This window comes from Streptomyces sp. SAS_281 (genome assembly GCF_052542855.1).
On sequence record NZ_JBMNDO010000030.1, the window covers coordinates 45,575 to 70,307 of the forward strand.

Consider the following 24,733-nt stretch of genomic DNA (forward strand, 5'->3'; position numbering starts at 1 on the left):
ATGTACCTCGCAGTACCCAACAGCGGGAGCGCCGTCCTCGGCTTCATGGGCTCAGGCGGCCTGTCCCTCTGCCTCACCGCCCTGCTGGTTTTCGGCGTCATCGGCAAGGGCGCGCGCAGGCTGAACACGCTCTGGGCCGGGATCATCGCGTTCGCCGCCGCGTCCGCCTACATGGCCGCCGGGAAAATCTGGCGCAGCCCGCAGCAGGTCGTGGAGCAGGGCTGGACCGGCCTGGGCGTCGGCGGCGGTACCGGACCCTTCGGAGAGATCGGGATCGGCGCAGCGTGCACCCTGCTCGTGATCCTGATGTGGGTCGCCCCGCTCAACCCCACCCGCGCCGCCGTGCTCGGCATGGTCGCAGCGCTCACCTGGCCCCTCGCCGGAGACGGCGCGATCTGGTCCGTGCCCGTCCAGTTCATCGCCGCCGTGTTCATGATGTTCGGCGGTGCCTGATGGAGCACTGGGTCAAGTTCTGGACCGCCCTCTGGGTCGGCTCAACCCGCCTCACCCGCCTCACCGTCGACTGGCTGTGCAACGCCCGCCCGAAGCGCGCACCGGCCCCGCCCGCCGCCAAGACCGGCACGGGAAAGACCGACGAGCCGCCGCAGGACGCGGGGGAGCAGCAGCCGGACAAGCCCGCGAAGAAGACCGAGAAGGCGCCGACGGCGGACCCCGAAGGGTCGGCGCTCCTGCGCTGGTTCGGCATCCTGGCGGCCTGCGTCGCGGCCAAGACGCTTCCGTACACCACGATCCTCGCCGTGGCCCTCGCCACCGCCTGGGTGCTCACCGCGCTCATCCTCGGCTACATCGCCGCCCTCCCCGCGAAGCCCACCGCCGACGAGCACCAGGACGAGGAAGAGTCCGCGGCCGACGAGGAGCACCCCCGCGACCTCCTGGACCTCGGCCACGTCGCGCAGCTGCTCGCCGACGTCTACACCGAGGGCTCCGGCGTCCACCTTGCCACCCTTGCCGAGCACCTCTCCCACACCCCCCTGTTGGGCCTCCCCCCGGCCCGCTGGGAGACCCGCGACGTGCGTGACCTCATGGCCCGCCACGGGGTGCGCGTACGGGATGGCGTACGGGTGCCGCCCAAGGGCGGCCGCGAGGGGGTCCACAAAGAGAACTTCCCCCCTCTCCCCCAACCCTCGTCGGAGACGCCCGTTGTTGGCGTTGTTGTCCCAGGTCAGAGCAACAACAACAACATGGGCAACGTTCCCGCCTTCACCATCACCGACGACCCGGACCACCCCGTCCGGCACACCGTCCACCACGCCGAAAGGACATGACCATGCCCCTCCACGCCATCCCCGAGAAGGCCGCTCTGCCCCACATCAGCAGCGACGGCTGCACCGTCCCCGTCCGTGTCCTCAAGGACGACGGGACCACCGCCCGCGTCCTCATCGAGGGCTGCGGCATCCACCTCCGGCAGGGCCAGATCCACAACGTCCCGTCCGACGCGATCCAGCCCATCCGCCGCTGACTCCCGGGGCCGGCCACATCCGCCAAGACACCGACCGGCCCCGGGCCACCCACCTCCACCACAGAGACAGGAACCCGCATCATGGCACCCCTCGACTTCCCGCCCCTGCCCTACTGCGCGAAGTGTGGCGGCCACTACCCCGCCCACAGCCACTGACCACGCGAACGCACCGCCGCTGGACATGATCGCGAATTAGCGCCACACTGCTGCCAGCAGCACACCTGTGCCCACCCGAGCCCCTGGCCCACCGCCAGGGGCTTTCGCGTGCCCGGACGGAGGCCCATGGACACCGACCTCCTCACCACCGCCCAGGCCGCCGCACACGCCAACGAGGCTCGTCAGCTGCTCAGCGCCGGAGCCGCCGAAATCTGCCCCGCGAGCATCCGTTCCTGGGCCAAACGCGGCCGACTCCAACGCGCAGGACTCACCGAAGACGGCCGGCCGCTCTACCGCCTCGCCGACGTCGCCCGCGCCGAAGTCGCCACCCGCCGCCGCGCCCTACGCCTCGTCGGCATCCCAGAGACCTAGGAGGCTCACCCCATGACCGCCATCCCCCGCGAACTCGCAGAGCAGTCGCTCAGCAACACGGAACGCGAGCTCGGCGTCATCCCGACTGGGCGAGTGGCATGCGACGTCATGGCCGCCCACGCCGCCCAGGCGCAGGTGCATGCCACCATCGCAGTGGCCCAGGCCCTGCTGGAGATCGGCGACATCCTCCGCAAGGTCTCAACGCGAGCGCCCCAGGACTTCGGTCTCGTCATCGGGCCCGCGCACGGCCCGGAGTAGCCCACCCAGGGCCCTGACCCCACCCCCAGGAGGCCCCCCCAGTGCCCACTCGGCCCCCCACCCGGTGCCCCGAGCCCGGGTGCTCCACCCTGGTCCCCAAAGGGCGCTGCGAGGCCCACCAGCGCATCCCATGGGCAGGCAGGGACGACAAGGCAGCCCGATACGGCATCAGTTCGGGGCAGTGGCGCACGCTGAAGGCGCGCGTGACACGTCGTGATCATGGCTGCTGCTACCGATGTGGCATCGACCAGGCCGACGTCATCGCGGACGATCCCGAGGCCAGCGAGCACGTCCTGGACCACATCACGCCGATCTCCGAGGGCGGTTCGGCTACGCACATGGACAATCTGGGGCTGTTGTGCACTGTCTGTGATCAGATCAAGAGCAAGGCAGAGGCTCTGAGGGCCAATCAGGCACGTCGGAAGGCCCGTTGAGGGCTCTCAGAGGCCGCCCGAGGGCCGTCCGGAGGCCGCTCCGAGGGCTCTCCGGAGGCTCCGGAAAGGCTCTCCGGAGCCCGATTCGGCCCTCCGGAGGCCCCTCCGGGGCCCTCCCCCGGGGGTAGGGGAGTCCAGATTTGGGCCCGGACGGCCAGGGGGCCCGGCGCCGTCAGCTCGGGACACACACGCTCAGAATTGTGAACCCGAAACCGGGGAAATGACAGAGCGTCACCAGTAAAAGTGCAGGTCAGGGGGTTGCCATGGGGCGCACTGCCCAGCCCGCGGCGCTGAAGTTGTTGGTCGGCAGGGCTGAGGGGCGCGACTCCGGAGGCCGTCCGGTCAACCCCGGACCCGCGTTCCGGAGGCTCCCGCCGAAGCCCCCGTCGTGGCTGTCCCGGGAGGCGGCCGCCGAGTGGCGGCGCGTCACCCCCGGCCTGCAGCGCCTGGACCTCCTGAAGGAGGAGGACCGGGCGATGCTCGCCGCGTACTGCGAGACGTGGAGCGTGTTCGTCCTCGCGACCCGCGACGTCACCAAGACGGGCCTGACCATTCAGCAGGTCACCACCCGGCCGGACGGCTCGGTCAGCGAGAAGACGATCGCGAACCCGTCGGTGGCCATCGCCCGAGCGGCCGGCCGCGAGCTCCGCGGGTTCGCCGCCCAGTTCGGCCTGAGCCCGTCGACCGAGCAGGCCCTGAGCAGGGGGGCCGACGATGGCGACGAGGACGACAACCCGTTCGCGTAGGCAGGCCGCCGAGGACGCCGAGCCGGACGGCCCGGTCCCCGGCGCGTTCCTGGACGATGCCGAACTCGAGCGCCTCAAGCTCAGTCCGGAGGTGGGCTGGTACCTCGTCTCGCGGGGCATGGCCCTCCCGGACTCCCCGCCGCTGATCAAGACGCCCGAGCCCCGCGACGTGCCCGGGGCCCGGTTCGACCCCGAGCGCGTCGACAGGGTCATCAAGGCGTTCAGCCTGCTGCGCCACACCCAGGGCCAGTGGGCCGGCCGTCCGCTCGTGCCCGACCCGTGGCAGGTCGCCTGGATCCTCGCCCCGGTGTTCGGGTGGGTGCACTGGGACGAGGACGCCGAGGCGTACGTACGGATCATCTCCGAGCTGTACGTCGACGTCCCCCGCAAGAACGGCAAGAGCACGCTGTCCGGCGGCATCGCGATCTACATGACGTGCGCGGACGGCGAGCCCGGCGCCCAGGTCATCGCCGCGGCGACGACCAAGGCGCAGGCCGGGTTCGTCTTCACGCCGATCAAGCACCTTGCCGAGCGCGCCCCGAAGCTGAAGGGGCACGTCAAGGCGTACCAGGGCAAGATCCTCCACCCGAAGAGCAGCAGCTATTTCGAGGTGATCGCGAACGCGGCGGACGCCCAGCACGGGGCGAACATCCACGCCGGGATCATTGACGAGCTGCACATCCACAAGTCGCCGGACCTGGTGGAGGTCATCGAGACCGGTACCGGCTCGCGGCGCCAGCCCCTGATCGTCATCATCACGACGGCGGACAGCGGCAAGCCCGAGACGATCTACGCCCGCAAGCGCACGCGCATCGAGCAGCTGGCGCGCGGCGTGCTCGAGGACCCGTCCGTGTACGGCGTGATCTTCGCCGTGCCGAAGGACGCCGACCCGTTCGTGGAAGCGACATGGCGGGCGGCCAACCCCGGCTTCGGGGTGTCGCCCACGCGGGCCTACCTCGCCCGCAAGGCGAGGGCCGCGCAGCAGTCGCCGGCCGACCTGGCCGCCTTCCAGCGCCTGCACCTCGGGATCCGGACCAAGCAGGTCACCAAGTTCCTGGACCTGGACGCCTGGCGCCACAACCAGGCCCTGGTGGACGAGGTGAAGCTCCGCGGCCGCGAGGCGTACGGCGGCCTTGACCTCGCCAGCGTCAGCGACCTCAACGCGCTGGCGTGGCTGTTCCCGTCCGACGAGGACGGCAGCCTCGATCTGCTGCTGCGGTTCTGGACGCCGGAGGACAACCTCCCGGCCCTGGACAAGCGCACGGCGGACGCCGCCTCGCGGTGGGTTCGGGAGGGGTGGCTGCGCACCACGCCGGGCAACGTGACCGACTACCACGCGATCGGCGCGCAGGTCCGCAAGGACCTGGACAGCTACGACGTGAAGTCGCTCGGGTTCGACCGGTGGGGCAGCACCTCGCTCACCAACGACCTCGAGGGCGAGCGCGCTCCGATGGTCGGGGTCGGCCAGGGCTTCAAGACCATGTCGCCCGCGCTGAAGGCGGTCAAGCGGCTGCTGCTGCTGGGCGCCAAGGGGAAGCCGATGCTGCGGCACGACGGGAACCCGGTCATGACGTGGATGGTCGACAACCTCGCCGTGCAGATGGACGCGGCCGGGAACGTCAAGCCCGACAAGGCCAACAGCGCCGACAAGATCGACGGCATCAGCGCTTTGTGTGACGCCATGTCCGAGGTCCTGGCGCGGCCGGCCAAGCGGACGTCGGCGTACGAGGACAGCGAGTTCGAAGCGATCTGAGAGGAGGTGGCGCATGCCCTGGTGGCGTCGCAGCAAGGGGGCGGCCTCCGGTCAGGTCATCGACCAGTCCGGCGCCCTGGTCCCCGTCAAGAGCGAGCAGTTTGACGACCTGGCCGAGCTCGGCCGGTACGTCGCCGCGAACGGGATCCGGGTGGTGGACCCCGGCGTCCCGTTGTCCACGTACGCGGGGACGGCGGCCGCGCTCAACGTCTGGGAGACCCAGCCCAGCGTCAGGAAGGTGACGGACTACATCGCGCGGGCGCTGGCCACGATCCCCTGGCACGTCTACGAGCGGGTCTCCGACACCGACCGTCGGCGGGTCACCGACCACCCGCTCGCGCAGCTGCTCGCGAACCCGGCCCCGGCGGTGACCCCGTCGCGGCTGTGGCACTCGGTGATCCTGGACTGGCTGATCCACGACCGGTGGTGCGTGCAGGTCCTCCCCAACGCAGACACCCCGTCCGGGTGGGAGCTGCGCCGGAAGCCGGCCAGGCGGATGCACGTCCTGGCGGACGATGACGACCAGCCCGCCTGGCTGCACCTGATCTCGTCGCGCGGGCCCTCGCAGGTGGTCCCGGTGCCGGGTCCGTACCTGTTCGACCACGGGTACGCCACGATCGGCGCGGACGGCACCAGCCCGATGGAGACGATGCGGCAGATCCTCGCCGAGCAGTCCGAGGCTGTGGCGTACCGCCGGGCGGTGTGGAAGAACGGGGCCCGGGTGCCCGCCGTGATCGAGCGGCCGGCCGACGCGCCCGGTTGGTCGAAGACAGCGAAGGAGCGATTCCAGGCCGCGTTCAACCTGTTCATGGGGCGGGGCTCGTCGGTCGGCGGGACACCGATCCTCGAGGACGGCATGCGACTCGTGACCGTCGATGCTTTTAAGCCGGTGGACACGCAGGACATCGAGGGTCGCAAGCTGACCGACGCCGAGGTCAGCAGCTTCTACCACATCCCGCCCGAGCTCGTCGGCGCGCGCGAGGGCACGTTCAGCAACATCGACGCCTTCCGGCAGATGCTCTACACGCACGGCATCGGCCCGGACATCACAATGATGCAGGACGTCCTCAACACCATGCTCGTCCCGCTCATCGCCCCGGGCACGGACCTGTACGTCGAGGCGAACGTCGAAGCCAAGCTCCGCGGCTCGTTCACCGAGCAGGCGATGCTGCTGCAGACCGCGGTCGGCGCACCGTACATGCTGCGGTCCGAGGCCCGGGCCCGTCAGAACCTGCCGCACGTCGACGGCACCGACGAGCTGATCACCCCGATGAACGTCGTCGTGGGCGGGCTCGCCTCGCCGACGGACACGGCCCCGCCGCCCCAGCTCCCAAAAGGGCAGGGCCGCCCCGCATGAAAGCGGCGCGGCCCGAGGACCTGGGGACGTTCGACGCGGAACGGGACGCGTACAGCGCGGCCCTGACCGCGTGGGCGCAGCGCCAGGCGGACGCGCTGCTGTCCGCCGCCGACGCCAAGGCCGACGGGCCGCCCGACTTCTACGCGCTGTGGGCTGAGTCGTCGCCGGAGCGGCAGGCGCAGCTGGCGGCGCTGATCCAGGGGTACGGGTTCCGGCTCGCGCAGATCGGGGCCTGGGACGTCCTGGACGTCTACAACCCGGAGGCGGACGGCTGGGACGCGGCGGTCATGGAGGCATGGCTCGCCAAGGCCGCCACCTCGCACGCGGCTGAGTACGAGGGCGCCGCGTACACCGCGGCGACGTCGGCCGTGGCGGACGAGGGCGACTGGCGGGACAACCTCCGGTCGGGGATGTCGTCGTGGGTGAGCGCGGCCGCCGTACGGGCGGTCACCTCGGCGACCGAGGCCCGCTCCTTCGGGGGGCACGACGCGGCCGGCGCCTCCGGCCTGACCCACAAGGTCTGGCGGCTCGCGGGTAAGAACCCGCGCGCCTCGCATGTGCGCCTGAACGGTGACGCGGTGGAGCTCGGCGGTGTGTTCGCCAACGGCCTGCGGTGGCCGGGCGACGCGAACGGCGACGCCGACGAGACCGCGAACTGCCACTGCGGCCTGGACTACACACGAGAGGGGGGCTGACCGTGCCCCGCACGAAAGAATGCACGGCAAAAATTAAGGCCGCGGGTCCGGCCGACGGCCTGGCCGAGGGCCAGTTCCGGGCGCTCGTCTCGGTGTTCGGCAACGAGGACAGCATGGGCGACGTGATCGCCCCCGGGGCTTTCGCTCAGGTCCTCGCCGAGTGGAAGGCGTCCGGCGACCCCATCCCCGTGGTCTGGTCGCACAAGTGGGGCGACCCGTTCGCCCACATCGGGTCCGTGCTGGAAGCCACCGAGACCGTAGACGGCCTCGAGGTCCTGGCACAGATCGAGGACATGGACACCAACCCGACCGCGAAGCATGTGCACGGCCTGCTCAAGGGCCGCCGCATCAAGCAGTTCAGCTTCGCGTACGAGGTCGGCGAAGGGGGCTGGGTCGACACCGACGACCTGGCCGCGCACCCGTGGGGCGAGTACTACGAGATCAAGCGGTTCTCCTCGCTGTTCGAGGTGGGGCCGTGCCTGGTCGGCGCGAACCAGCAGACCGCCCTCCTGGCCGCCAAGGCCGCCGACCTCGCCCACTGCGCCAAGGCCGGCCGCGTACTCAGCCAGACGAACTTCGACTCGCTCACCGCCGCATACGAGTCGATCGGCGCGGTACTCGCCGCCGCCACCCCGGAGAAGAACCGGAAGACAACTTCCCCGCCCGCGCCCGCGGCCGGGGGCACGCCCGAGCAGGAGACCGGCCAGCAGCCGGCCGAGGAGACCGCCGCCGCCGAAGAGGCCGCCGCGAAGTCGCCCGCGCCCACGCCCGCCCAGGTAGCCGCATGGGTCACCACGCAACAACTGATGACCATGAGGAGTACAGGATGACGCTGCGCGAGAAGCTGCAGGCGCTGCTGAAGGAAGCGGCGGACCTCGTCGCCAAGGCGCGCGAGGAGGGCCGCGAGTTCACCGAGGACGAGGTCACCCGGATCGGTGAGCTCAAGACGGAGACGGACGACCTGGCCGAGAAGGTGAAGGCGGCCGACGAGGCGCAGGCCGCGGCCGCCGCGATGGCGGGCAAGGCCGCCGCCAACCCGGCCCGGCCGGCCCCGGCGCTGTCCGGGGTCAAGGACCGCCAGGAGGACGGCGACGCCGCCACGTTCGGCGCACGGTTCGTGAAGTCGGCGCTGTACGAGGAGTTCCGCAAGCAGAACCCGTCCGGCGTCGGGGAGGGCTCCCCCGTCGACATCGGACGCGTGCAGGTCGGCACGATGAAGGAGTGGCTCGGCGGGCGCAAGGCCAACGCCGCGCCGCTGCAGGTCGCGCTCGGACACGTCGCTCCGATCCGCATGCCGATGATCGACCAGGTCGACCGGGACGACCTCACGATCCTGGACCTCATCAGCCGCGGCGAGACCGCCGGGAACTTCGAGTACCTGCAGGTCACCGGAGTCACCCGGAACGCCGCCGTCGTGCCCGACGAGATCCTGCCGGGCGACAGCACGGTGAAGCCCACGTCGACCATCCAGACGGAGCTGGCCGAGGCGAAGGTGTACACCTACGCCGACGGGTACGACGTCACCAACCAGCTGCTGTCCGACGCACCGGCGCTCGCGTCGTACATGGACAACGAGCTCCGCTACAGCCTGGACTGGGTCATCGAGGACAAGCTCCTCAACGGCACCGGAACCGGCGGGCAGCCGAAGGGCATCCTCAACACCACCGGCGTGCAGCAGCTCACCTACACCCCGGGCACGGACGCCATGGCACAGGTCAAGGCGATCCGGCAGGCGATCACGAAGGTGACCACCCTGCCCGGCGGAACGGTCACCGCGTGCCTCATGTCCCCCGAGGACGACGAGGCGTGGGACCTCCTGCAGGACGCCAACGACCGGTTCTTCGGCCAGGGCCCCTTCGGGCAGGGCCCGAACACCAGCTGGGGCCGCGCCCGTGCGCTGTCGCAGCGCCTCGCCCCGGGCACCGTCATCCTCGGCGACTGGCGCCAGGTCGCGCTCCTGGACCGCGAGGGCCTGTCCGTCCTCGCGTTCAACCAGCACAAGGACTACGCCCAGCGGAACCTGACCTACGTCCGCGCGGAACTTCGTGCGGCCCAGGTCATCTGGAAGCCCAACCGGCTGATCGTCGTCACGCCGGACGAGACCCCGTAAGGAGCGCACAGCATGCCCGAGCACAAGATGATCACGATCAACGGAGTCCGGGTCAGGGAGGACGAGGCCGCCCGCTACCGGGCGCGTGCGCGTGCGACCGCGCCCGAGGGCGGGCAGGCGCCCCCGCTCACGGCCGCGCACGCGGACCCGCGCACGCAGGAGAAGGAGCCGGAGCGGGACCCGGATGCGTTCGACCCGGCCGAGCACACCGTGCTGCAGGTGATCGCGCACCTGGCCGAGGCGGACGAGGACGAGACCGCCCGCGTCCTGGACGCCGAGGGAAGCGGCGAGAAGCGCAAGGGGCTGATCGAGCGGCGGGACGAGTTCCTGGCCGAGGCCCGGCAGCGCGCGGCAGGCGGCTCCGGTGGCGGAAGCTGAGCCGTACCTCGCCGACCCGGCCGAGCTCGGCACGTTCCTGAACCTGCCGGCCGATGACGTGCGGCTGCTGGCCGCGCTGCGAGCCGCCACCCGGCGGTTTCGCGGCGCGGTCCGCCACCCCGTCAGCCTGGTCACCGAGGACACCGTGCACCTGGACGGGTCCGGCCGGGCGCTCCTGCAGCTCCCGGCCGCGCCGGTCGTGCAGCTGCGCGAGGTCCTGGTCGACGGGGCGCTCCTCGAGGGCGTACGGGTCAAGCGCCGGGCGGGGGTGCTCCTGCACCCGGGCGGCTGCTGGCCAGACTGGGCAGAGGTCGAGGTCACCTACGACCACGGCCACGCGCTCGTGCCCGAGGAGGTCGCCGAGGCGGTCATCGACCAGGCCCGGGCGATCTACCGCCTGGACCCGGCGATCCAGCAGATCACCACCGGCACCGAGTCCGTGTCCTTCGCGGCGACGGCGGCGGTGGGGATCACCTCGCAGTGGCAGGCCGCGGTCGAGGCGCACCGCCTGAACCGGGGAGACGACGCGTGACGATCGACAACCCGTTGCGGCGAGACACCGTCACCGTCATCACTCGGGTCCTGGTCGGCGAGGACGAGCGCGGCCAGGACGTCTACGAGGACCAGGAGCGCGACGTCCCCCACTGCAACGTCCAACCCGTCTCGTCCACGGAGGCGACCGACGACCGGGTCCAGGTCGTCACCCGGTGGCGGCTCGCCGGGCCCCCGGACATGGGGCTCACGCACATGTCCCGGGTCCGGCACCACGGCGTCCTGTACGAGGTCGACGGCGAGCCCGGCACGTTCGGCTCGTTCGCTGGGCTGATGGATCACACGGAAGCATTCCTCAAGGTGGTGACCGGATGAGTGGCATCCGATTCGAGTTCGACCCCCGGTGCCTGCCGGAGATCATGCGGGGCGAGAAGGTCCGCGGGGCCCTCAAGGGCGAGGCCGACCGCATCGCCCCGCTGGCCCGGTCGATTGCCCGGTCCGAGATCAGCGACGAGTTCGCCGCCTCGATCGAGGTCGTGGAAGAGGTGCGGCCGCAGGGCCGGCCGACCGCGAAGGTGATCGCGGACCGGGCGGACGCCGAGGCGCACGAGCACGGCGACTCCAACACGGCGCGGCGCCGGGTGCTGGGCCGAGCCGCCCATACCCGGGTCGACCCCAGCTGATGTGGGCGGATATCGAGCTGGCCGTGATGGTCGGCCTACGCCCCCACCTGCCCGGCGTACGGGTCGCGGACGAACTCCCCGACCAGCTGGAGACCCGGCTCCCGCTGGTCTGGGTCCAGGTCGCGGGCGGCGCCGACGACCGAATCACCGACACCGCCACCGTCGATGTGCAGGCGTTCGACACCACCAGGGCCGCAACCGTCGCCCTGGCCGAGCAGGTCCGCGACGCGATGCACGCCCTGGCCGCGACACACGTCCCCGGCCAGCACGCCGTCATTGACGACGTGACGACCACGGAACGCCCGGTCGTCGTCCCGTACGGAAACCCTGCGCTGCGGCGCTCGGTGGCCACGTACGCAGTCTCTACGCGCGCCCGTGCGCAGAGCTGACCCGATCACACATCCACGGCCCTAGGCGCCCGCCTGGGGTCATCGTCATGAAAGGGGCCCGACGTGGCTGCTGGCGATTTCACCACCATGGCGGATCTGCGTACGTCGCTGATCCGTAAGGCTCTCCGCTACAGCGTGTTCGCGGCGGACATCACAGCCGACGCCGTGGACAACCCGTTCGACGCCGAGGGCATCCTGCAGGCGCTCCCTGCCGGATACCTGCCGACCGGGTACACCACGACGGACGGCATCACGTACAGCGGGGACCTGTCGACCTCGGACGTCGAGTCCGGGCAGTCGGCTTCCCCGACCCGGTCGGACGTGGAGACGGATATCCGTACCGCGCAGTGGGTGCCGCAGGAAACCAACGCGGCCGCCGTTGCCCTGTACGAGAACCTGCCGCTGTCCGGTGTCGGTGCGCTCCCCGCAATGGGCTCGGCGGCCTGGACCTGGTCACGGCCGCTGACCCCGCCCACGCTCTACCGACGACTCCTCTTCATCGCCGAGGACCTCAACAAGCTCACCGGCAATCCGCTCTACATCGTCCGCCACTTCCCCAGCGCACTGCGTACGGGGCGCGAGGACGAGCAGTGGACCCGCACGGCGGAGATCAGCCGCGGCGTCACGTACCAGGCGTACGTGGACGAGGAGGTCGGCACGGACGTCCGGACGTGGATCGACGGCGCCGGCTGGCGTGACTACGCGCCGGTGACTCCGTGACCGAGCCCCGCAAACCGGCACCGAGGCGGCGGCCCAGGGTGAGCCCTGCCGCCTCGGTGCCACCACCTGCTCACCCACCGGCCACCCAGAAACGAGACACCACCATGAGCAAGCCCAACCGCAAGCGCTACAAGATGCAAGAGGTCCGCCAGCAGTTCGAGGAGGTCCTTGGCGGCCCGGAGATCGAACTGGAGCTGATGAGCGGGGAGCTCGTCACCTTCCCCCATCCGCTGTTCGCGGACGACGAGTGGTCGGCCAGGGTCGATGCGTGCGAGACCAACCGGGACAAGGCGCGCGCGATCCTCGGCGACGAGCAGTACGAGAAGTGGACTGCCGCCGGCCACCAGGACGCCGAGATCGGCCTCCTCTACGTGGCCGTGCAGCAGGACATGCAGAGCGAGGTCAAGAAGCGCCCTACACGGCGCTAGACGTCCTCGGGGCATATCCCGAGGCCGTCGAGGCGGACCTGCTGCACCACTACGCGCCGCGCGATCCGATCGCCGAGTACTGGCGGGGCGAGATCACGCTCCGGAAGCTGCGCGTCATGGTGGAGGGTCTGCCGGCCAACGGGGCCCTGGCCCGTGCGATCACGGGCTCCCCGTGGGGCACCGTCGAGTACCAGCTGGCCAAGGCCCTGGACCGGCTCGGCCGCATGGAAGTCGATTTCCGCAACGCCAACCGCGCGGAGAAGTCGGCAGCTCAGGAGTACCCGGAGCCCGAGTGGCGGCCGGGTGATCCGACGCCGAAGCAGAAGGCCAAGGCCGAACGCAAGGCCCAGCGCCAGGCCCGTACGGGGCACCTGCGGCTGGTGCGCCAGCTGACACCGCAGCACGCCGACCTGGCGTAGCACAACAACACAGAGACGGGGTGATCGCCGATGCCCCGCGCTGGTGCTGTGTGGGTCGATGTTTTGCCGAACATGTCGAACTTCGGCAGGCAGCTTGACCGGGAGATCGGCGAGCCCGTCGCCCAGGCGTCCGCCCGCGCGGGCGACGAGGGCGGCGAGTCCCTGCTGTCCAGCATGAAGGGCAAGTTGGCGGCCGGCGCGTTCGCGGTGGGGGCGGCCGCGGGCGTGCTGGTCACCAAGGGTCTTGAGACGTCCCTCGCCAAGGGGAAGGCGGCCGCCACCCTCAAGGGGCAGCTAGACCTCTCGGCGGCTGACGCGAAGAAGGCCGGGGAGGCGGCGGGCAAGCTCTGGTCGAACAGCGTCACCGAGACGATCGAGGAGGGCGCCGAGGCCGTCAAGCTCGTCCTGGGCACCGGTCTGGTCGACTCCAAGGCGTCGGTCAAGGAGATCGGCAAGATCAGCACGGCCGTCTCCGACCTGGCGACGCTGTTCGACCAGGACATCACCATGGCGACCAAGGCCGCCGCGTCCATGGTGAAGTCCGGGTTCGCGAAGGACGGCACCGAGGCCGTCGACGCCATGGCCTACGGGTTCCAGAACCTGGGCGTCAAGGCCGAGGACCTCGCCGAAACGTTCAACGAGTACAGCCCGTTCCTGAAGAACTTCGGGCTGGATGCGAAGGACGCCCTCGGGCTGATGTCGCAGGGTCTGGAAGCGGGCGCGTGGGACACCGACAAGATCGGCGACAGCTTCAAGGAGCTGTATCTGCGGGTCACCGGCGGCGCGGACTCCGTCAAGGACGCCCTCAAGTCCATCGGCCTCGGCGGCTCCGGCGTCATGAAGGCCATCGCGGACGGTGGCCCCGGCGCCCGCAAGGCGCTGGGCACTGTCCTGGATGCGCTGCGCAAGGTCCCCGACGAGACGACCAAGGCGCAGGCCGTACAGAACCTGTTCGGCGGTCCCGGCGAGGACCTCGGCGCGGCGATCTTCTCGCTCAACGTCGACACCGCCGCGAAGAAGATCGGCAACTTCTCCGGCGCCGCGAAGAGGGCAGGCGACGACCTCCGGTCCGACGTCGGCACATCCTTCGAGACGTTCAAGCGCAAGTTCCTGATGGGCGTCGGCGATGCGACGTCCAAGTACGTCCTTCCCCGGCTGATGGACTTCGGCCGCTACCTGCACTCCGACGTCCTGCCCGTCGTGCGGGACTTCGGCGGGTTCGTGGACGCCAAGGTCGTGCCGGCCGTGAAGGGCTTCGGCTCGGCGCTCGCGTCCGGCGCGCGCTGGGTGAAGGAGTACGGGGTGTGGTTCGCCCCGCTCGCAATCGCGATCGGCGGGGTGACCCTCGCGATGTCCGCGAACGCCATCGCAACGTCGTTCAGCCTCGGCGTGCTCGGCGCGTACTCGATCGCCGTACGCGGCGTCATGGCCGTCACCCGGGCATGGGCGGCCGCGCAGGCCGTTTTCAACGGGGTCATGGCGCTCAACCCGATCACCTTGATCGTGATCGGTGTGCTCGCCCTCGCGGCCGCCGCCGTCATCGCGTACAAGAAGGTCGGCTGGTTCCACGACGTGGTGGACGCCGCCTGGACCGGGATCCGTACCGGCTGGGACTGGCTGTGGGAGAAGGGCCTGAAGCCGGGTTTCGGGTACCTGATGGTCGGGCTCCGCGCGATCGGCACGGCCGCACAGTGGCTGTGGTCGACCGTGCTGCAGCCCGTGTTCTCGTTCATCTGGACCGCGGCCAAGGTGCTGCTGACCATCGTCGTCACGCTGGTCCTGCTGCCGATCATCGCGACGCTCAAGCTGTTGGCGATGTGGGCGACCTGGACGTGGACGCAGATCAGCCCCGTGTTCGGGTGGATCGGTGCCGCGGCGCTGTGGCTCTGGGACAGCGCGATCAAGCCCGCGTTCGGGCTCATCGTCACCCAGGTCAAGGCCATCGCGACCGTGGCGTCCTGGCTGTGGTCCTCGGTGATCCAGCCGGTTTTCGGGTGGATCGGCGCGGCCGCGAAGTGGCTGTGGGACGCCCAGATCAAACCGGCGTGGTCGGCAATCCAGGTCGGCATCCAGTGGCTCGGCGCCCGGTTCACGGAGCTGTGGACCAACGTGATCAAGCCCGTGATGGGGTGGATCGCGGACAAGGCCACGTGGCTCTGGGACAAGGGCCTCAAGCCCGCCTTTGACCTGGGCAAACAGGGCGTCAAGCTGTTCGGTGACGCCTTCACCGCCGCCAAGAAGGTCATCGGCGAGCAGTGGGACAAGCTGAAGTCGATCACGAAGAAGCCGATCGAGTTCGTGATCAACACCGTCTACAACCAGGGCATCCGCAAGGTCTGGAATGAAGTCGCGGGCGCCTTCGGTGCACCGAAGCTCCCCGAGTTCAAGGGCTTCAGGAGGGGCGGCATCCTGCCCGGCCAGTCGCACTACGGCGACGGTGACGACCAGCTGGCCTCGCTCCGCAAGGGCGAGGGCATCGCCGTGTCCGAGGCCATGCGCGACCCCTACGAGCGGAAGCGGCTCCTGGCCGTCAACGCCGCGGCGATGCACGGCAAGAGCCTGCGCCCGTTCCAGGGCGAGGGGTTCAGCAAGGGCGGCATCTTCGGGTGGGTGAAGTCGACCGCGTCGAAGGGTGTCGACCTCGCCAAGTCGGGTGTCGGCTGGCTGAAGGATGGCGTCAAGTCCTCGGTCGAGGCTGGGATGAACGCGGTCGTGAAGCCGCTTATTTCGAGGATCAGCGGCAGCGATTCGGCGTACCGGGACATGATCAGCGGCATCCCGAAGCGCATGATCAAAACCATCGTCGGCTACTCCGGCAAGGCGGACACCGAGCTCGAGAAGGCCGGCGTCGGCGGGCGGGGGTTCGCGGCTGCCCTGCGCTGGGGGCGCACGCAGGCAGGCAAGGCGTACCAGTGGGGCGGCAACGGCGACCCGTCGTGGGACTGCTCCGGCTTCATGTCCGCGCTGGAGTCCGTGATCCGCGGCGAGCGGCCCCACCGGCGATGGGCTACCGGGGCGTTCTCCGGCGCCCACGCCCCGGCCGGGTGGACACGCGGCGCACGGTCCCCGTTCCAGATCGGCATCACGAATGCCGGTGTGGGCCACACCGCAGGAACCCTGAACGGCACCAACGTGGAGAGCCGCGGGGGCTCCGGCGTCCTCGTCGGCAGCAGGGCCCGTTCGTACATGGACCCGCTGTTCACCGACCGGTACGGCTACACCGGCAAGTACGACGCAGGCGGGTTCCTGCCCACTGGCTGGTCCTCGGTCTACAACGGCACCGGCAAGCCCGAACCGGTCATGACCAGCGAGCAGTTCGGGTCCCTGGCTGGCACGGCCCGGGTGGGTGCGCAGGTAGTCGAGTCGATGGCGGCGGCGAGCTCGGCGGTGGAAGCCGCCGCCGACCGCCTGGCCGTCGCCGTCGGCCCGGCCCGCGTCGTGCCCGTCACCTCCGGCCGCACGGGCGGCGGGCAGGAAGGTGCCCTGCAGCGCGGCGACACCGTCGTCCTGCGGATCGGTGAGTCGGAGTTCGAGGCGGTTGTGGACCGCCGTGTCGACAACGGGCTCAGCGACGTCCGGCGCACGCTGCGCGCGGGCAAGAAGCGATGAGAGGGGGCACCACGTGCCGATGATCGTCAACCCGGCCGCGCCGCCGGTCACGCAGCCGGAGCGGGTGGTGTCGGCGGACGGGCATCTCGCGGCGACGGTGGACGAGCTGTGGGCGGGGGTGGTCCTCTCCTACAACGCGTCCACCCCCGCTGACCCGGGTCTGGACGCGGAGAACGTGCTGCAGGTGCGGATCGTGCGCCAGGACCCGGGCGGCCTGCCGCCGGTGCCGGTCCGCAGCGGGGACCCGGCCTGGGCCGTCGAGGGCGTCGGGTCGGCGTACGACGGCGAGGCGCCGCTCGGGGTGGCGGTCACCTACACCGCCACCCCGATCTACAAGGACGGCACCACCGGCCCGGCATCCATGCTCTCCCTGACCGTGCCCGCCCCCGCGCCCGGACGCCTCAAGGACCTGTGGATCAAGAGCCTGGACACCCCCGGGCTGTCGACCCGGGTTGCGATCAGCACCTGGTCGGGGCCGACGTCGGCCGGCCGCCAGTCCACGGCCGACGTGCAGGGCTCGCCGTACCGGGCGCTGGCGTATGACGTGCACGGCGCCGAGGTCGTCCAGGCCGTCATCGACGTACCGCCCGAGCAGGTCGACCGCGTTCGCGAGCTCCTGCGCTCCGGGGTGCTCCTCGCCCAGGTCCGCCCCGGATACCTGATCCCGGACGCGTACTTCGTGCCAGCGGACATCACCGGCCCGACCGCCACCGGCAAGCTCGGCAGCAGCGGCGGCTACTTGTTCGGGTTCACGATCGAGCCCCTGGCCCGCCCGGACACGGCCGGTCAGCCGATGCGCATGCCCGCCTGGTCGTGGGACATCCTCGCCGCCCAGGTCCCGACCTGGGATGCGGTCGCCGCCGCGTACGAGAGCTGGCAGTCCCTCGCGACGAACGGGGTCACATGATCCGCATCCCCGCCTCGGCGCTGGCCGCGCTCACGGGCCCGGCCGCGCGCCCCGTGCGCGCCGAGTGGAGCAACGACGGCGGGAAGACCTGGACGCCGGTGCCGGAGGTGGACAGCGCCGAGGCCCGCCCCGATGCCGGGGCGGAGTGCCGCTACTCCGGCACCGCGTCCCTGCTCGGCGTGCCGCTCGGCGCGGCCGGCATCAACACGGCGATCACCCGGGTTCGGCTGTGGCAGGGCCTGCGCCCCCCGCGCACGGACACGTACTGGGTCGCGGCGGGCACCTACGTTGTGGATCACGTCGCCCGGACCCGGCTCGGCGCGGACCTGGACCTCCTCGGCCTCGAGGACGCCATCCGCGGCGCGCGCCTGCCCGTGGCCCGAACCATCGGCCCGGACAGCGCCCGGGCCCTGGTCGAGCAGCTCGTCGGCGAGGCCCTGCCCGGGGCGCCGATCTCCTGGCGCCCGGGCGTACGCCCCGACAAACGCCTGCCCCGGATGACGGTGGACGAGGACCGGTGGCAGGCGCTGGTCGACATCGCGGCCGCCCTCGCCGGGTCCGTGTGGGTCGACGCCCGCGGCGCCGTCACGATCGGGCCCACCCCAACGCTGGACGACCCGGTCGTGTGGCGGATCCCGTACGGCACGGCCGTAGTCGAACCGGCCGAGGAACAGACCGCCGAAGACCTCGTCAACGTCTGGACGGTGTCGGGCGACGGCGGCGACGGGTCACCGGTCGTGGGGCCCGTGTTCGCCTGGGACGACGACCCGCGCAGCATCACCTACGCCGGACCCGACCCCGTCGAAGACCCGGGCGCCCCGCAGCGCCTCGGCCTGGCCCACGTCCGAGTGCGGGCCCAGCGCTACACCTCCCCCCTGATCACCGACGCGGGCCAGGCGCACGACGTCGCCCAGTCCAAGCTCGCCGCCTCGCTCGGCGTCCAGACCTCGCTGTCCTTCACCGCGGCGGGGCACCCCGGCCTCGAGCCCGGCGACGTCGCCGAGGCCGAGGTCAGGCCCGGCGAGTGGCAGCGCCACATCATCGACTCCTGCCCGTACACCCTCGGCACGGTCACGCAGTCCTGCACCACCCGCACGACCACCAGGAGGCTGACATGAGCCGCGCCGCCGACGACCTCGCCCGGCAGCTCGGCACCGGCACGGCCTCGCCGACGGCCGGGGAGTTCGTCTCGGCGCAGGTGAGCGACGTCACCGAATCCGGCTGCGTCAACTTGCTGATGGACGGGGTGCTGCACCTGGAAGTGGCCTGCGCGGACTCCTACCGCGACCGAAAGGTCGGGGACTGGGTGGCCGTGCGCACCGGGCCACGGCCCGTCGTGATCTGGCGGCTCGGCGACGACCAGGGCGCCGCGTCCGAGCCGGAGATCCGGAAGATTGCCGGAGACGTCGCCTCGGACATGGTCCCGATCACGGCCTACACCTGGGGCGTCGACCCGCCTGCAGGTGCGGAGTGGCAGCAGGTCACCGCCCTGTGGACGCGCCCGGACCCCAACGGGGTAGGCCAGCTCTACGCACAGGTCGCCACGGCCGGGGCACCCCCGCCGACGCCGCCGGCCACGCGGCCGCCGAAATCCGTCACGATCACACCGACGGACAGCGGCTCATGGCGCAACGGACGCCCCGACGACTACGCCAGCGCGCCGATGCAAGGGGACTGGACCGGCAGCGGCCCGCGCCGCGGCGGCTGGTTCTACGACGGCAAAATCGCGACCGCCTGCGCCGGCAAGACCGTCGCCGGAATGACCGTGGCGTTCTCCCGTCGCACGGGCTCCGGCGTCAACGGCAAACGGCCGATGCACCTATACCTCCACAACTACGCCTCGCCGCCGTCGGGGCAGCTCAACCTCGGCGACGGCCCCGAGGAACTGTTGCGGCTGTCCGTCGGCGCGAAGGGGACAGCAACGCTTCCGGCGTCCTGGCGCACCGCGCTGGCCTCTGGGGCCGCCCGGGGCCTCGCCATCTACACCACCGGCCGCGACGACTACATGGGCGTCAACGGCGGCTCGATCACGATCACGTTCTCTGCGTAGAAGGGCTCACCACATGGCCACCGTAGGATTCGCGGACCTCCCGGTCCCTGGCGGCGGCGACGCCCCCGCAGGCCCGGGAGAGTTCGCCGCGCTCGCCCTCGCTGTCGACCGGGGCCTGATCCAGCACGTCGCCGACAAGGCCGAGCGGGATTCGGTGTACGCGGAGGCGCCCCTGCACACCGCGGTGTCGGCGGAGGACGGCTCGTTCTGGATCAAGACGTCCGCGGCGACGTCCACCTGGGCCACCATCTCCGAGCCGGTCCCGGCGTGGAGGCCCTTCAATCTGGCCGCTGGCATGGTCACGGGCAACGTCCAGCTCGGTGTCCGCCGCATGGGGAACCTGGTCCACATCAAGGGGCAGATCGCCAAGGAAGACGGGACCAACCTCAACGCCGCCTTCGCGGTGAACCTCGGCACCGTTCCGTCCGACTGCGTCCCCCTCGGCCTGCGTACGTATCCGGCGAGCTGCAGCCTCGGGGGCGCCACCGTCCAGGCCGTCGGCCGTATCGACGTCCTCGGCTCCAACACGTCGTCGTCATACGGCGGGCCAGGGGACTTGCTCTGGTGGTTCCAGGATCCGCCGGGCACGGCGTACGTCGATGTCACCGGCCTCTACTGGATGGACTGATCGATGGCCCTCTACACCTTCGGCGGGAACGGGTCCGCGGTCCTGACCACCGCGACCGGCGACATCATCCCCGACTACCCGGTCAACGTGCTGGCTGCCGGGACCGGGCAGGCCGTCACCCTCTTCGAGGCGGACGGCGTCACACCGATAAGCCAGCTGCGCAGCGACCCGCTCACCAGCGACATCCCCGGCGCGTTCCGTGCCTTCAAGGCGGACGCGGCGGCGATCGAGTACGAGTACAACGGGGTGCACGGCCCGGTTCGGCAGTTCGAGCTCGGGCGCGAGGTCGCCACGCTGGCCCTGGCCGGCCTCGCCGAGAAGCTGGACAAGACCGGCGGCGACGTGGAAAACCTCAATGTCACGGGGACCCTGACCGTGAACGGTGCGCCTGCCGGTGCCGGAGGGCTCCTCGCCGCGAGGATCTACAACGTCCGCGACAGGGGAGCGATCGGCAACGGGCTCGCCAACGACGCCCCGGCGATCCAGTCTGCGCTGAACGCCGCCCGCGACGCCGGCGGCGGCGTGGTCTTGGTCCCGGCCGGGACGTACCGGCTCGCCACACTGCCGCTGCGGATCTACCGCAACACGCACCTACGGGCCTTGCCGGGCGCGCGCCTGGTCCGCGCGGTCGCCGCGACGATGCTCCTCAACGGGGACGCCGGCCAGAACTACGGCCTGTACACCGGCCACGGGAACGTCACCGTGGAAGGCGGCACCTGGGATATGCAGGGCACCACCGTCACGTCGAGCAACATGTGCATGTCGTTCGGACACGGCGAGGGCATCACCGTCAAGGATGTGACCGTCAAGGATGTGCCCGGATTCCACGCGGTGGAGTTCAACGCGATCAAGCGCGCACGGGCACTGGGCTGCGCCTTCTTGGGCTACATCGACCCCGGCGGACGCCCCGGCTCCGAGGCCATCCAGATCGACCTGGCCAAGGGCGTCGATGTCTTCGGCGGTTTCGGTCCGTACGACGACACAGTGTGCCAGGACGTGTTGATCTCCGGCTGCAGCTTCGGGCCGAGCGGCACTGCGGGCACGGTGTCCTGGCCGCGCGGCATCGGCTCGCACAGCGCGTCGCCGGACCGCACGCACCGCGATATCCGGATCAGCGACTGCGAGTTCGACGGCATCCTGCAGTACGCGGTCAGCACCTACATCTGGGACAACGTCAGCATCTCGGGTCTGACGCTGCGGGGCTGCGGGGGCGGCGTCCGTATCCGGCCCATCGCGTCCTCCGCCGAGGTCGACCGCACCCCCGCCGGGGGGACCACGCCGACGATCCCCGGCTCGCAGCCCGCACGGGGCTACGCCATCAGCAACCTGACGATGATCGGCGGCGGCACTTATGACGCGGCCGTACGGACGGACGGCGAGGATACCGGGTACATCGGTGCCCTGACCGTCTCCGACCTCGTCGTCCGCGACGTCGCGAACTGGGCGGTGCGCCTGATCCGTACGGAGGACTTCGTCCTGGACAACATCGTGGCCATCAACTGCGGGTCGAGCGCGATCAGCCAGCTCGGCGTACGGCGCGGCCGCATCTCGGGCTGTACCGTCACCGGAGCGACGGGGGCCGGGATTTCGCTGGACTCCCGGGACACGTTGGCCGCGACAGCCACGGACGTCACGATCTCCGACTGCTCGGTGACCGGCGCCACGGCGAACGGGATCAGCATCTGGGACGGGGCCGACATCGTCGTCCGCGACTGCGAGTTGCATGACCTGACCGGGTCGGGGCTGCAGATCAGCTCCAACACGGCGCGCCCGACGATCCACGACGTTCGCACCCGGAACTGCTCCTCGGCGAACATCAGCATCTCGAGTACCGTCACCGGGGCGGTGCGCTGGGGCAACACCGGGGACGCCCCGACCTCCCGGAGCCTGGCGACCGTGGCGAACAGCACGGCCGAGACGGTGCTCGCGTCCTGGTCGATCCCGGCCGGGGACGCCGCGGACTACGCCTCGTACCGGTTCACCGCCCAGGGCATCGCCTCGAGCACCGGCACGCCCACGCTCACGATCCGGGTCCGCCTCGGCGTCGTCAGCGGACCGGTCATCGCCGCGTTCAGCGCGGTGACGACGAGCTCCGGCATCTCCGGGCGCGGGTGGCGGGTCGACGGCTCGCTCCTGGCCGTCGCCCCCGGATCGTCGTCCGCGACCTGGTCCGGCGGGGCGAGCCTCGTGCACCACCTCGCGTCCACGACCGGCGCGGTGCAGCACGAGGTCTCGGACGGCACGGTCACCCGGGACAGCACATCCAGTCAGGCCCTGGTCGTCACCGCGCAGTGGTCGGCGGCCAACGCCGCCAACTCGGCGCAGTGCCAGGTCGGCCAGCTCGTCCGGGCCGCGTAGCACCCTCACCCGCTCACCCACGCCCCGCGCCGATCAGGCTGGGGTTTCGCCATGTCTGGAGACCCTGATGGCACCACCGCTGACCCCCGACGAGTGGTTGAAGATCCTGCGCGCCGAGGGCGTGCATGTCGAGGAGTACCTGGGGTGGCGCACGCGAGGGCGTGACGCCGCTACCGGGCTCGCGTTCGGCCCCGTCCGCATGTTCCTCAACCACCACACCGCCGGCCGCGGCGACTTGGCCGTCGTCGCGAAGAACGGGGTGTCCGGGCTCCCGGCGCCCCTGGCCCACGTCTACCTCGCCCGGTCCGGCGTCGCCACGATGTGCAGCGCTCACCGCGCGAACCACGCCGGGCGGATGGCGCTCAACGCGTACGCCTCGTTCCGCGACGAGGACGACTCGCACCCGGCGCCCGACAAGGACACGGGCACGGTCGACGGCAACGACGTCTCGTACGGCATCGAGACAGAGAACCGGGGCGACGGCAAGGACGTCTACCCGCGAGCTCAGTACGACGCGTGGGTGCGGATCGACGCCGCCGTCTGCCGGCACCACGGCTGGTCCGCCGACTCGGTCGGCTGCCACAAGGAGACGTCGATCGAGGGCAAGGTCGACCCGCGCGGCCCGGTCGAGGGCTACGGCGGCCGCGGGCGGTTCGACTTCAGCCCCGCCCAGTTCCGGCGCGACGTCGCCGAACGCCTCACCCGCTCCGCGAGCTGGTCCCCCGGCTCGCCCCAGTCCGAGGAGGACGAGATGACCCCTGCCCAGGAAGCCCTGCTGAAGCAGATCGCGGAGGACGTCGCCTGGCTCAGGAAGAACGCGGCGAAGGCGCCGTGGACGTACCGCAACGAGGCGCAGGACGCCGCGTCGCAGACGGCAACGGGCGAGCGGATCCCCGACATGCACGGCCGGATCGAGGACGTCCAGCGAGGAATCGCCGCCCTCCCGCAGGCCATCGCCGCACTCGTCAAGAAGGGAAGCTGACCCATGGCTGCTGCTGTAGAAGCGAAGGTCAAGGCGTCCACCACGGTCACGTTCCTCGTCGGCCTGGCGCTCGCCGTGCTCAACGGGGTACACGAGGACGCCTCGCTCCTGGGCCCGCTCCCGGGATGGCTGCAGGCCGTGCTCCTCGCCCTGGTCCCGCCGGCCCTCGCGTTCCTCGCCGGGTACCAGGCGCGGCACACGCCCCGGGACCTCGCCGACCCCTTCGCCCCGGACCCTGACGGCGACGGCTACTGATCCGCCCACCGCGCACCACCGGGAGTACGTATGGACGCTGCTATCGCCGGAGCGCTGGGCATGGTCCTGGCGGCGCTTGCCACCGCGGCAGCGGCGGCATACGGCTCCCGGGGTGCGGCACGGGCGGCCCGGGAGGGCGGAGTCATCACCGGATACGACAGCCTCGCCAAGCTCCTACAGACGGAGCGGGACAAGGCCGAGACGGACGAGCAGGCGGCCAAAGCTCAGGTCGCCGCTCTCGAGCTGGAAGTGGCCCGGCTGCGGCTGCTCGTCATTGAGCTGGGGGGTACGCCATGACGCGCACTGAACAGCTGCTCTACCGCCGTCGCCGAGGGCTCTGGACCACGGCGGCGCTGCTGTTCCTCGGCGGCGGCCTGGCCCTGGCGTTCCTGCTGATCGGCCGGGCGGAGTCCCGCGCGGACCAGCTGGCGGCCGAGGCGGACCGGCGAGGGGACGCGGTCGCGACCCTGGCGACGGACGTACGGACGCTGCGGGCGCAGGTCCAGGCGCGAGGAGGGACGCCGGCCGCGCCGGACCCGGAGCAGGCGATAGACGATCTGCCTGCCCGGGCCGCGGTTCCTGTGCCGATCCCCGGGCCGCCTGGGCCGCGCGGAGAACAGGGCGAGCGGGGGAAGCCTGGCGCGGCGGCGGCGCCCTCGCCGGGGCCGTCTGGTGCAGACGGGCGCCCGGGCGCGGACGGCGTTACCGGTCCTGCCGGTCCTGCCGGTCCTGCCGGTCCCGCTGGGCCTGCTGGTCCCGCTGGTCCCGCTGGCCCGGCGGGCAAGGACGGGACGGACGGCAAGGACGGTGCGGCCGGTCCGGCCTGCCCGGACGGGTACAGCCTGCAACCGCCGCCCGGCGACCCGGACGCCCTCGTCTGCCGTCGTACAACCCCGACCGCGCCCGACCCGTCCCCGTCGCCGAGTCCGTCGATGATGGCCCTGCCACCCGACCGCCGCCGCTCATGAAGATGCCCCCGCCCCGGCTTCGGCCGGCGGCGGGGGCGCCTTTCTGCGTTCTGGCCCACTCGGCAGCACCGCGACGGCAGCATGGGGTGGGTACAGCCGTAGAAAC

30 protein-coding genes are annotated in these 24,733 nt (G+C 71.1%); all 30 read left to right on the top strand.

The features are described from left to right. The 30 genes from ACN6LM_RS14215 to ACN6LM_RS14360 all read left to right on the top strand — a co-directional run bounded on the left by ACN6LM_RS14215 (position 1) and on the right by ACN6LM_RS14360 (position 24,627). Positions 1-453 carry a hypothetical protein gene (locus tag ACN6LM_RS14215; protein WP_445065718.1) on the top strand — a complete coding sequence of 151 codons (453 nt, stop codon included), beginning with the start codon at positions 1-3 and terminating at the stop codon, positions 451-453. Then, positions 453-1,286, top strand: a complete 834-nt coding sequence (locus ACN6LM_RS14220; RefSeq protein ID WP_445065719.1) for a hypothetical protein — start codon at positions 453-455, stop codon at positions 1,284-1,286. The genes ACN6LM_RS14215 and ACN6LM_RS14220 overlap by 1 nt, the downstream gene beginning before the upstream one ends. A 2-nt stretch (positions 1,287-1,288) precedes the next feature. Next, positions 1,289-1,480, top strand: coding sequence for a hypothetical protein (locus ACN6LM_RS14225; protein WP_445065720.1), 192 nt, complete (start codon positions 1,289-1,291; stop codon positions 1,478-1,480). Between the two features lie 282 nt (positions 1,481-1,762). Next, positions 1,763-2,008, top strand: coding sequence for a MerR family transcriptional regulator (locus ACN6LM_RS14230; RefSeq protein ID WP_445065721.1), 246 nt, complete (start codon positions 1,763-1,765; stop codon positions 2,006-2,008). Positions 2,009-2,020: 12 nt separating this feature from the next. After that, positions 2,021-2,266 (top strand): hypothetical protein, encoded by a 246-nt coding sequence (locus ACN6LM_RS14235; protein ID WP_445065722.1) that lies wholly within the window; start codon positions 2,021-2,023, stop codon positions 2,264-2,266. A 203-nt stretch (positions 2,267-2,469) separates the two neighbouring features. Continuing rightward, positions 2,470-2,700, top strand: a complete 231-nt coding sequence (locus ACN6LM_RS14240) for an HNH endonuclease (protein WP_445065723.1) — start codon at positions 2,470-2,472, stop codon at positions 2,698-2,700. Between the two features lie 263 nt (positions 2,701-2,963). After that, entirely contained in the window at positions 2,964-3,446 is a 483-nt protein-coding gene (locus tag ACN6LM_RS14245; protein WP_445065724.1) for a phage terminase small subunit P27 family, read from the top strand. Further along, positions 3,415-5,199: a terminase large subunit gene (locus ACN6LM_RS14250; protein ID WP_445065725.1), complete on the top strand. Its 1,785-nt coding sequence runs from the start codon at positions 3,415-3,417 to the stop codon at positions 5,197-5,199. The genes ACN6LM_RS14245 and ACN6LM_RS14250 overlap by 32 nt, the downstream gene beginning before the upstream one ends. A gap of 13 nt (positions 5,200-5,212) precedes the next feature. Beyond that, positions 5,213-6,556: a phage portal protein gene (locus tag ACN6LM_RS14255; protein WP_445065726.1), complete on the top strand. Its 1,344-nt coding sequence runs from the start codon at positions 5,213-5,215 to the stop codon at positions 6,554-6,556. Beyond that, positions 6,553-7,251 (top strand): hypothetical protein, encoded by a 699-nt coding sequence (locus ACN6LM_RS14260; RefSeq protein WP_445065727.1) that lies wholly within the window; start codon positions 6,553-6,555, stop codon positions 7,249-7,251. The genes ACN6LM_RS14255 and ACN6LM_RS14260 overlap by 4 nt, the downstream gene beginning before the upstream one ends. 2 nt (positions 7,252-7,253) lie before the next feature. Then, the gene (locus ACN6LM_RS14265) at positions 7,254-8,081 is read left to right on the top strand and encodes an HK97 family phage prohead protease (protein ID WP_445065728.1); all 828 of its coding nucleotides are present in this window, start codon (positions 7,254-7,256) and stop codon (positions 8,079-8,081) included. Beyond that, on the top strand, positions 8,078-9,361 hold the full coding sequence (locus tag ACN6LM_RS14270) for a phage major capsid protein (RefSeq protein WP_445065729.1): 1,284 nt from the start codon (positions 8,078-8,080) through the stop codon (positions 9,359-9,361). The genes ACN6LM_RS14265 and ACN6LM_RS14270 overlap by 4 nt, the downstream gene beginning before the upstream one ends. A 12-nt stretch (positions 9,362-9,373) precedes the next feature. Then, positions 9,374-9,739, top strand: coding sequence for a hypothetical protein (locus ACN6LM_RS14275; RefSeq protein ID WP_445065730.1), 366 nt, complete (start codon positions 9,374-9,376; stop codon positions 9,737-9,739). Further along, positions 9,726-10,271 carry a mobile element protein gene (locus tag ACN6LM_RS14280; RefSeq protein WP_445065731.1) on the top strand — a complete coding sequence of 182 codons (546 nt, stop codon included), beginning with the start codon at positions 9,726-9,728 and terminating at the stop codon, positions 10,269-10,271. Before ACN6LM_RS14275 ends, ACN6LM_RS14280 begins: the two co-directional genes overlap by 14 nt. Next, positions 10,268-10,606, top strand: a complete 339-nt coding sequence (locus ACN6LM_RS14285) for a hypothetical protein (protein WP_445065732.1) — start codon at positions 10,268-10,270, stop codon at positions 10,604-10,606. The genes ACN6LM_RS14280 and ACN6LM_RS14285 overlap by 4 nt, the downstream gene beginning before the upstream one ends. Beyond that, a complete protein-coding gene (locus tag ACN6LM_RS14290) occupies positions 10,603-10,914 on the top strand; it encodes a hypothetical protein (RefSeq protein ID WP_445065733.1) in 312 nt (103 codons plus the stop codon). The genes ACN6LM_RS14285 and ACN6LM_RS14290 overlap by 4 nt, the downstream gene beginning before the upstream one ends. Continuing rightward, positions 10,914-11,303 (top strand): phage tail termination protein, encoded by a 390-nt coding sequence (locus tag ACN6LM_RS14295; protein ID WP_445065734.1) that lies wholly within the window; start codon positions 10,914-10,916, stop codon positions 11,301-11,303. The genes ACN6LM_RS14290 and ACN6LM_RS14295 overlap by 1 nt, the downstream gene beginning before the upstream one ends. A 63-nt stretch (positions 11,304-11,366) precedes the next feature. Further along, positions 11,367-12,023 (top strand): phage tail protein, encoded by a 657-nt coding sequence (locus ACN6LM_RS14300; protein ID WP_445065735.1) that lies wholly within the window; start codon positions 11,367-11,369, stop codon positions 12,021-12,023. A gap of 104 nt (positions 12,024-12,127) precedes the next feature. Then, the gene (locus ACN6LM_RS14305; protein WP_445065736.1) at positions 12,128-12,451 is read left to right on the top strand and encodes a hypothetical protein; all 324 of its coding nucleotides are present in this window, start codon (positions 12,128-12,130) and stop codon (positions 12,449-12,451) included. A gap of 116 nt (positions 12,452-12,567) precedes the next feature. After that, positions 12,568-12,870, top strand: a complete 303-nt coding sequence (locus tag ACN6LM_RS14310) for a hypothetical protein (protein ID WP_445065737.1) — start codon at positions 12,568-12,570, stop codon at positions 12,868-12,870. A 72-nt stretch (positions 12,871-12,942) separates the two neighbouring features. Continuing rightward, positions 12,943-16,479, top strand: coding sequence for a phage tail tape measure protein (locus ACN6LM_RS14315; RefSeq protein ID WP_445065738.1), 3,537 nt, complete (start codon positions 12,943-12,945; stop codon positions 16,477-16,479). A 19-nt stretch (positions 16,480-16,498) separates the two neighbouring features. Beyond that, positions 16,499-17,386, top strand: coding sequence for a hypothetical protein (locus ACN6LM_RS14320; protein WP_445065755.1), 888 nt, complete (start codon positions 16,499-16,501; stop codon positions 17,384-17,386). Continuing rightward, positions 17,383-18,504 (top strand): phage tail protein, encoded by a 1,122-nt coding sequence (locus ACN6LM_RS14325; RefSeq protein ID WP_445065739.1) that lies wholly within the window; start codon positions 17,383-17,385, stop codon positions 18,502-18,504. The genes ACN6LM_RS14320 and ACN6LM_RS14325 overlap by 4 nt, the downstream gene beginning before the upstream one ends. Then, positions 18,501-19,436 carry a hypothetical protein gene (locus ACN6LM_RS14330; RefSeq protein WP_445065740.1) on the top strand — a complete coding sequence of 312 codons (936 nt, stop codon included), beginning with the start codon at positions 18,501-18,503 and terminating at the stop codon, positions 19,434-19,436. Before ACN6LM_RS14325 ends, ACN6LM_RS14330 begins: the two co-directional genes overlap by 4 nt. Positions 19,437-19,449: 13 nt before the next feature. Next, the gene (locus tag ACN6LM_RS14335) at positions 19,450-20,064 is read left to right on the top strand and encodes a hypothetical protein (protein ID WP_445065741.1); all 615 of its coding nucleotides are present in this window, start codon (positions 19,450-19,452) and stop codon (positions 20,062-20,064) included. A 3-nt stretch (positions 20,065-20,067) separates the two neighbouring features. Next, positions 20,068-22,422, top strand: coding sequence for a glycosyl hydrolase family 28-related protein (locus tag ACN6LM_RS14340; protein ID WP_445065742.1), 2,355 nt, complete (start codon positions 20,068-20,070; stop codon positions 22,420-22,422). 199 nt (positions 22,423-22,621) lie between these two features. Beyond that, positions 22,622-23,404, top strand: coding sequence for an N-acetylmuramoyl-L-alanine amidase (locus ACN6LM_RS14345; RefSeq protein WP_445065743.1), 783 nt, complete (start codon positions 22,622-22,624; stop codon positions 23,402-23,404). A gap of 3 nt (positions 23,405-23,407) precedes the next feature. Continuing rightward, the gene (locus tag ACN6LM_RS14350) at positions 23,408-23,659 is read left to right on the top strand and encodes a holin (RefSeq protein ID WP_445065744.1); all 252 of its coding nucleotides are present in this window, start codon (positions 23,408-23,410) and stop codon (positions 23,657-23,659) included. A gap of 30 nt (positions 23,660-23,689) precedes the next feature. Continuing rightward, positions 23,690-23,956 carry a hypothetical protein gene (locus tag ACN6LM_RS14355; RefSeq protein WP_445065745.1) on the top strand — a complete coding sequence of 89 codons (267 nt, stop codon included), beginning with the start codon at positions 23,690-23,692 and terminating at the stop codon, positions 23,954-23,956. Further along, positions 23,953-24,627 (top strand): collagen-like protein, encoded by a 675-nt coding sequence (locus tag ACN6LM_RS14360; RefSeq protein ID WP_445065746.1) that lies wholly within the window; start codon positions 23,953-23,955, stop codon positions 24,625-24,627. Before ACN6LM_RS14355 ends, ACN6LM_RS14360 begins: the two co-directional genes overlap by 4 nt. The last annotated feature ends 106 nt before the right edge of the window (positions 24,628-24,733 follow it).

Excerpts from the sequence above, each read along its gene's own strand:
- ACN6LM_RS14360 (WP_445065746.1), top strand. The coding sequence starts at position 23,953 with ATGACGCGCACTGAACAGCTGCTCTACCGCCGTCGCCGAGGGCTCTGG.
- ACN6LM_RS14295 (WP_445065734.1), top strand. The coding sequence starts at position 10,914 with ATGTGGGCGGATATCGAGCTGGCCGTGATGGTCGGCCTACGCCCCCAC.
- ACN6LM_RS14275 (WP_445065730.1), top strand. The coding sequence starts at position 9,374 with ATGCCCGAGCACAAGATGATCACGATCAACGGAGTCCGGGTCAGGGAG.
- ACN6LM_RS14220 (WP_445065719.1), top strand. The coding sequence starts at position 453 with ATGGAGCACTGGGTCAAGTTCTGGACCGCCCTCTGGGTCGGCTCAACC.
- ACN6LM_RS14290 (WP_445065733.1), top strand. The coding sequence starts at position 10,603 with ATGAGTGGCATCCGATTCGAGTTCGACCCCCGGTGCCTGCCGGAGATC.
- ACN6LM_RS14330 (WP_445065740.1), top strand. The coding sequence starts at position 18,501 with ATGAGCCGCGCCGCCGACGACCTCGCCCGGCAGCTCGGCACCGGCACG.
- ACN6LM_RS14230 (WP_445065721.1), top strand. The coding sequence starts at position 1,763 with ATGGACACCGACCTCCTCACCACCGCCCAGGCCGCCGCACACGCCAAC.
- ACN6LM_RS14225 (WP_445065720.1), top strand. The coding sequence starts at position 1,289 with ATGCCCCTCCACGCCATCCCCGAGAAGGCCGCTCTGCCCCACATCAGC.
- ACN6LM_RS14350 (WP_445065744.1), top strand. The coding sequence starts at position 23,408 with ATGGCTGCTGCTGTAGAAGCGAAGGTCAAGGCGTCCACCACGGTCACG.
- ACN6LM_RS14340 (WP_445065742.1), top strand. The coding sequence starts at position 20,068 with ATGGCCCTCTACACCTTCGGCGGGAACGGGTCCGCGGTCCTGACCACC.
- ACN6LM_RS14215 (WP_445065718.1), top strand. The coding sequence starts at position 1 with ATGTACCTCGCAGTACCCAACAGCGGGAGCGCCGTCCTCGGCTTCATG.
- ACN6LM_RS14260 (WP_445065727.1), top strand. The coding sequence starts at position 6,553 with ATGAAAGCGGCGCGGCCCGAGGACCTGGGGACGTTCGACGCGGAACGG.
- ACN6LM_RS14315 (WP_445065738.1), top strand. The coding sequence starts at position 12,943 with ATGTCGAACTTCGGCAGGCAGCTTGACCGGGAGATCGGCGAGCCCGTC.
- ACN6LM_RS14325 (WP_445065739.1), top strand. The coding sequence starts at position 17,383 with ATGATCCGCATCCCCGCCTCGGCGCTGGCCGCGCTCACGGGCCCGGCC.
- ACN6LM_RS14355 (WP_445065745.1), top strand. The coding sequence starts at position 23,690 with ATGGACGCTGCTATCGCCGGAGCGCTGGGCATGGTCCTGGCGGCGCTT.
- ACN6LM_RS14235 (WP_445065722.1), top strand. The coding sequence starts at position 2,021 with ATGACCGCCATCCCCCGCGAACTCGCAGAGCAGTCGCTCAGCAACACG.
- ACN6LM_RS14305 (WP_445065736.1), top strand. The coding sequence starts at position 12,128 with ATGAGCAAGCCCAACCGCAAGCGCTACAAGATGCAAGAGGTCCGCCAG.
- ACN6LM_RS14310 (WP_445065737.1), top strand. The coding sequence starts at position 12,568 with ATGGTGGAGGGTCTGCCGGCCAACGGGGCCCTGGCCCGTGCGATCACG.
- ACN6LM_RS14335 (WP_445065741.1), top strand. The coding sequence starts at position 19,450 with ATGGCCACCGTAGGATTCGCGGACCTCCCGGTCCCTGGCGGCGGCGAC.
- ACN6LM_RS14320 (WP_445065755.1), top strand. The coding sequence starts at position 16,499 with ATGATCGTCAACCCGGCCGCGCCGCCGGTCACGCAGCCGGAGCGGGTG.
- ACN6LM_RS14245 (WP_445065724.1), top strand. The coding sequence starts at position 2,964 with ATGGGGCGCACTGCCCAGCCCGCGGCGCTGAAGTTGTTGGTCGGCAGG.
- ACN6LM_RS14270 (WP_445065729.1), top strand. The coding sequence starts at position 8,078 with ATGACGCTGCGCGAGAAGCTGCAGGCGCTGCTGAAGGAAGCGGCGGAC.
- ACN6LM_RS14345 (WP_445065743.1), top strand. The coding sequence starts at position 22,622 with ATGTTCCTCAACCACCACACCGCCGGCCGCGGCGACTTGGCCGTCGTC.
- ACN6LM_RS14255 (WP_445065726.1), top strand. The coding sequence starts at position 5,213 with ATGCCCTGGTGGCGTCGCAGCAAGGGGGCGGCCTCCGGTCAGGTCATC.
- ACN6LM_RS14250 (WP_445065725.1), top strand. The coding sequence starts at position 3,415 with ATGGCGACGAGGACGACAACCCGTTCGCGTAGGCAGGCCGCCGAGGAC.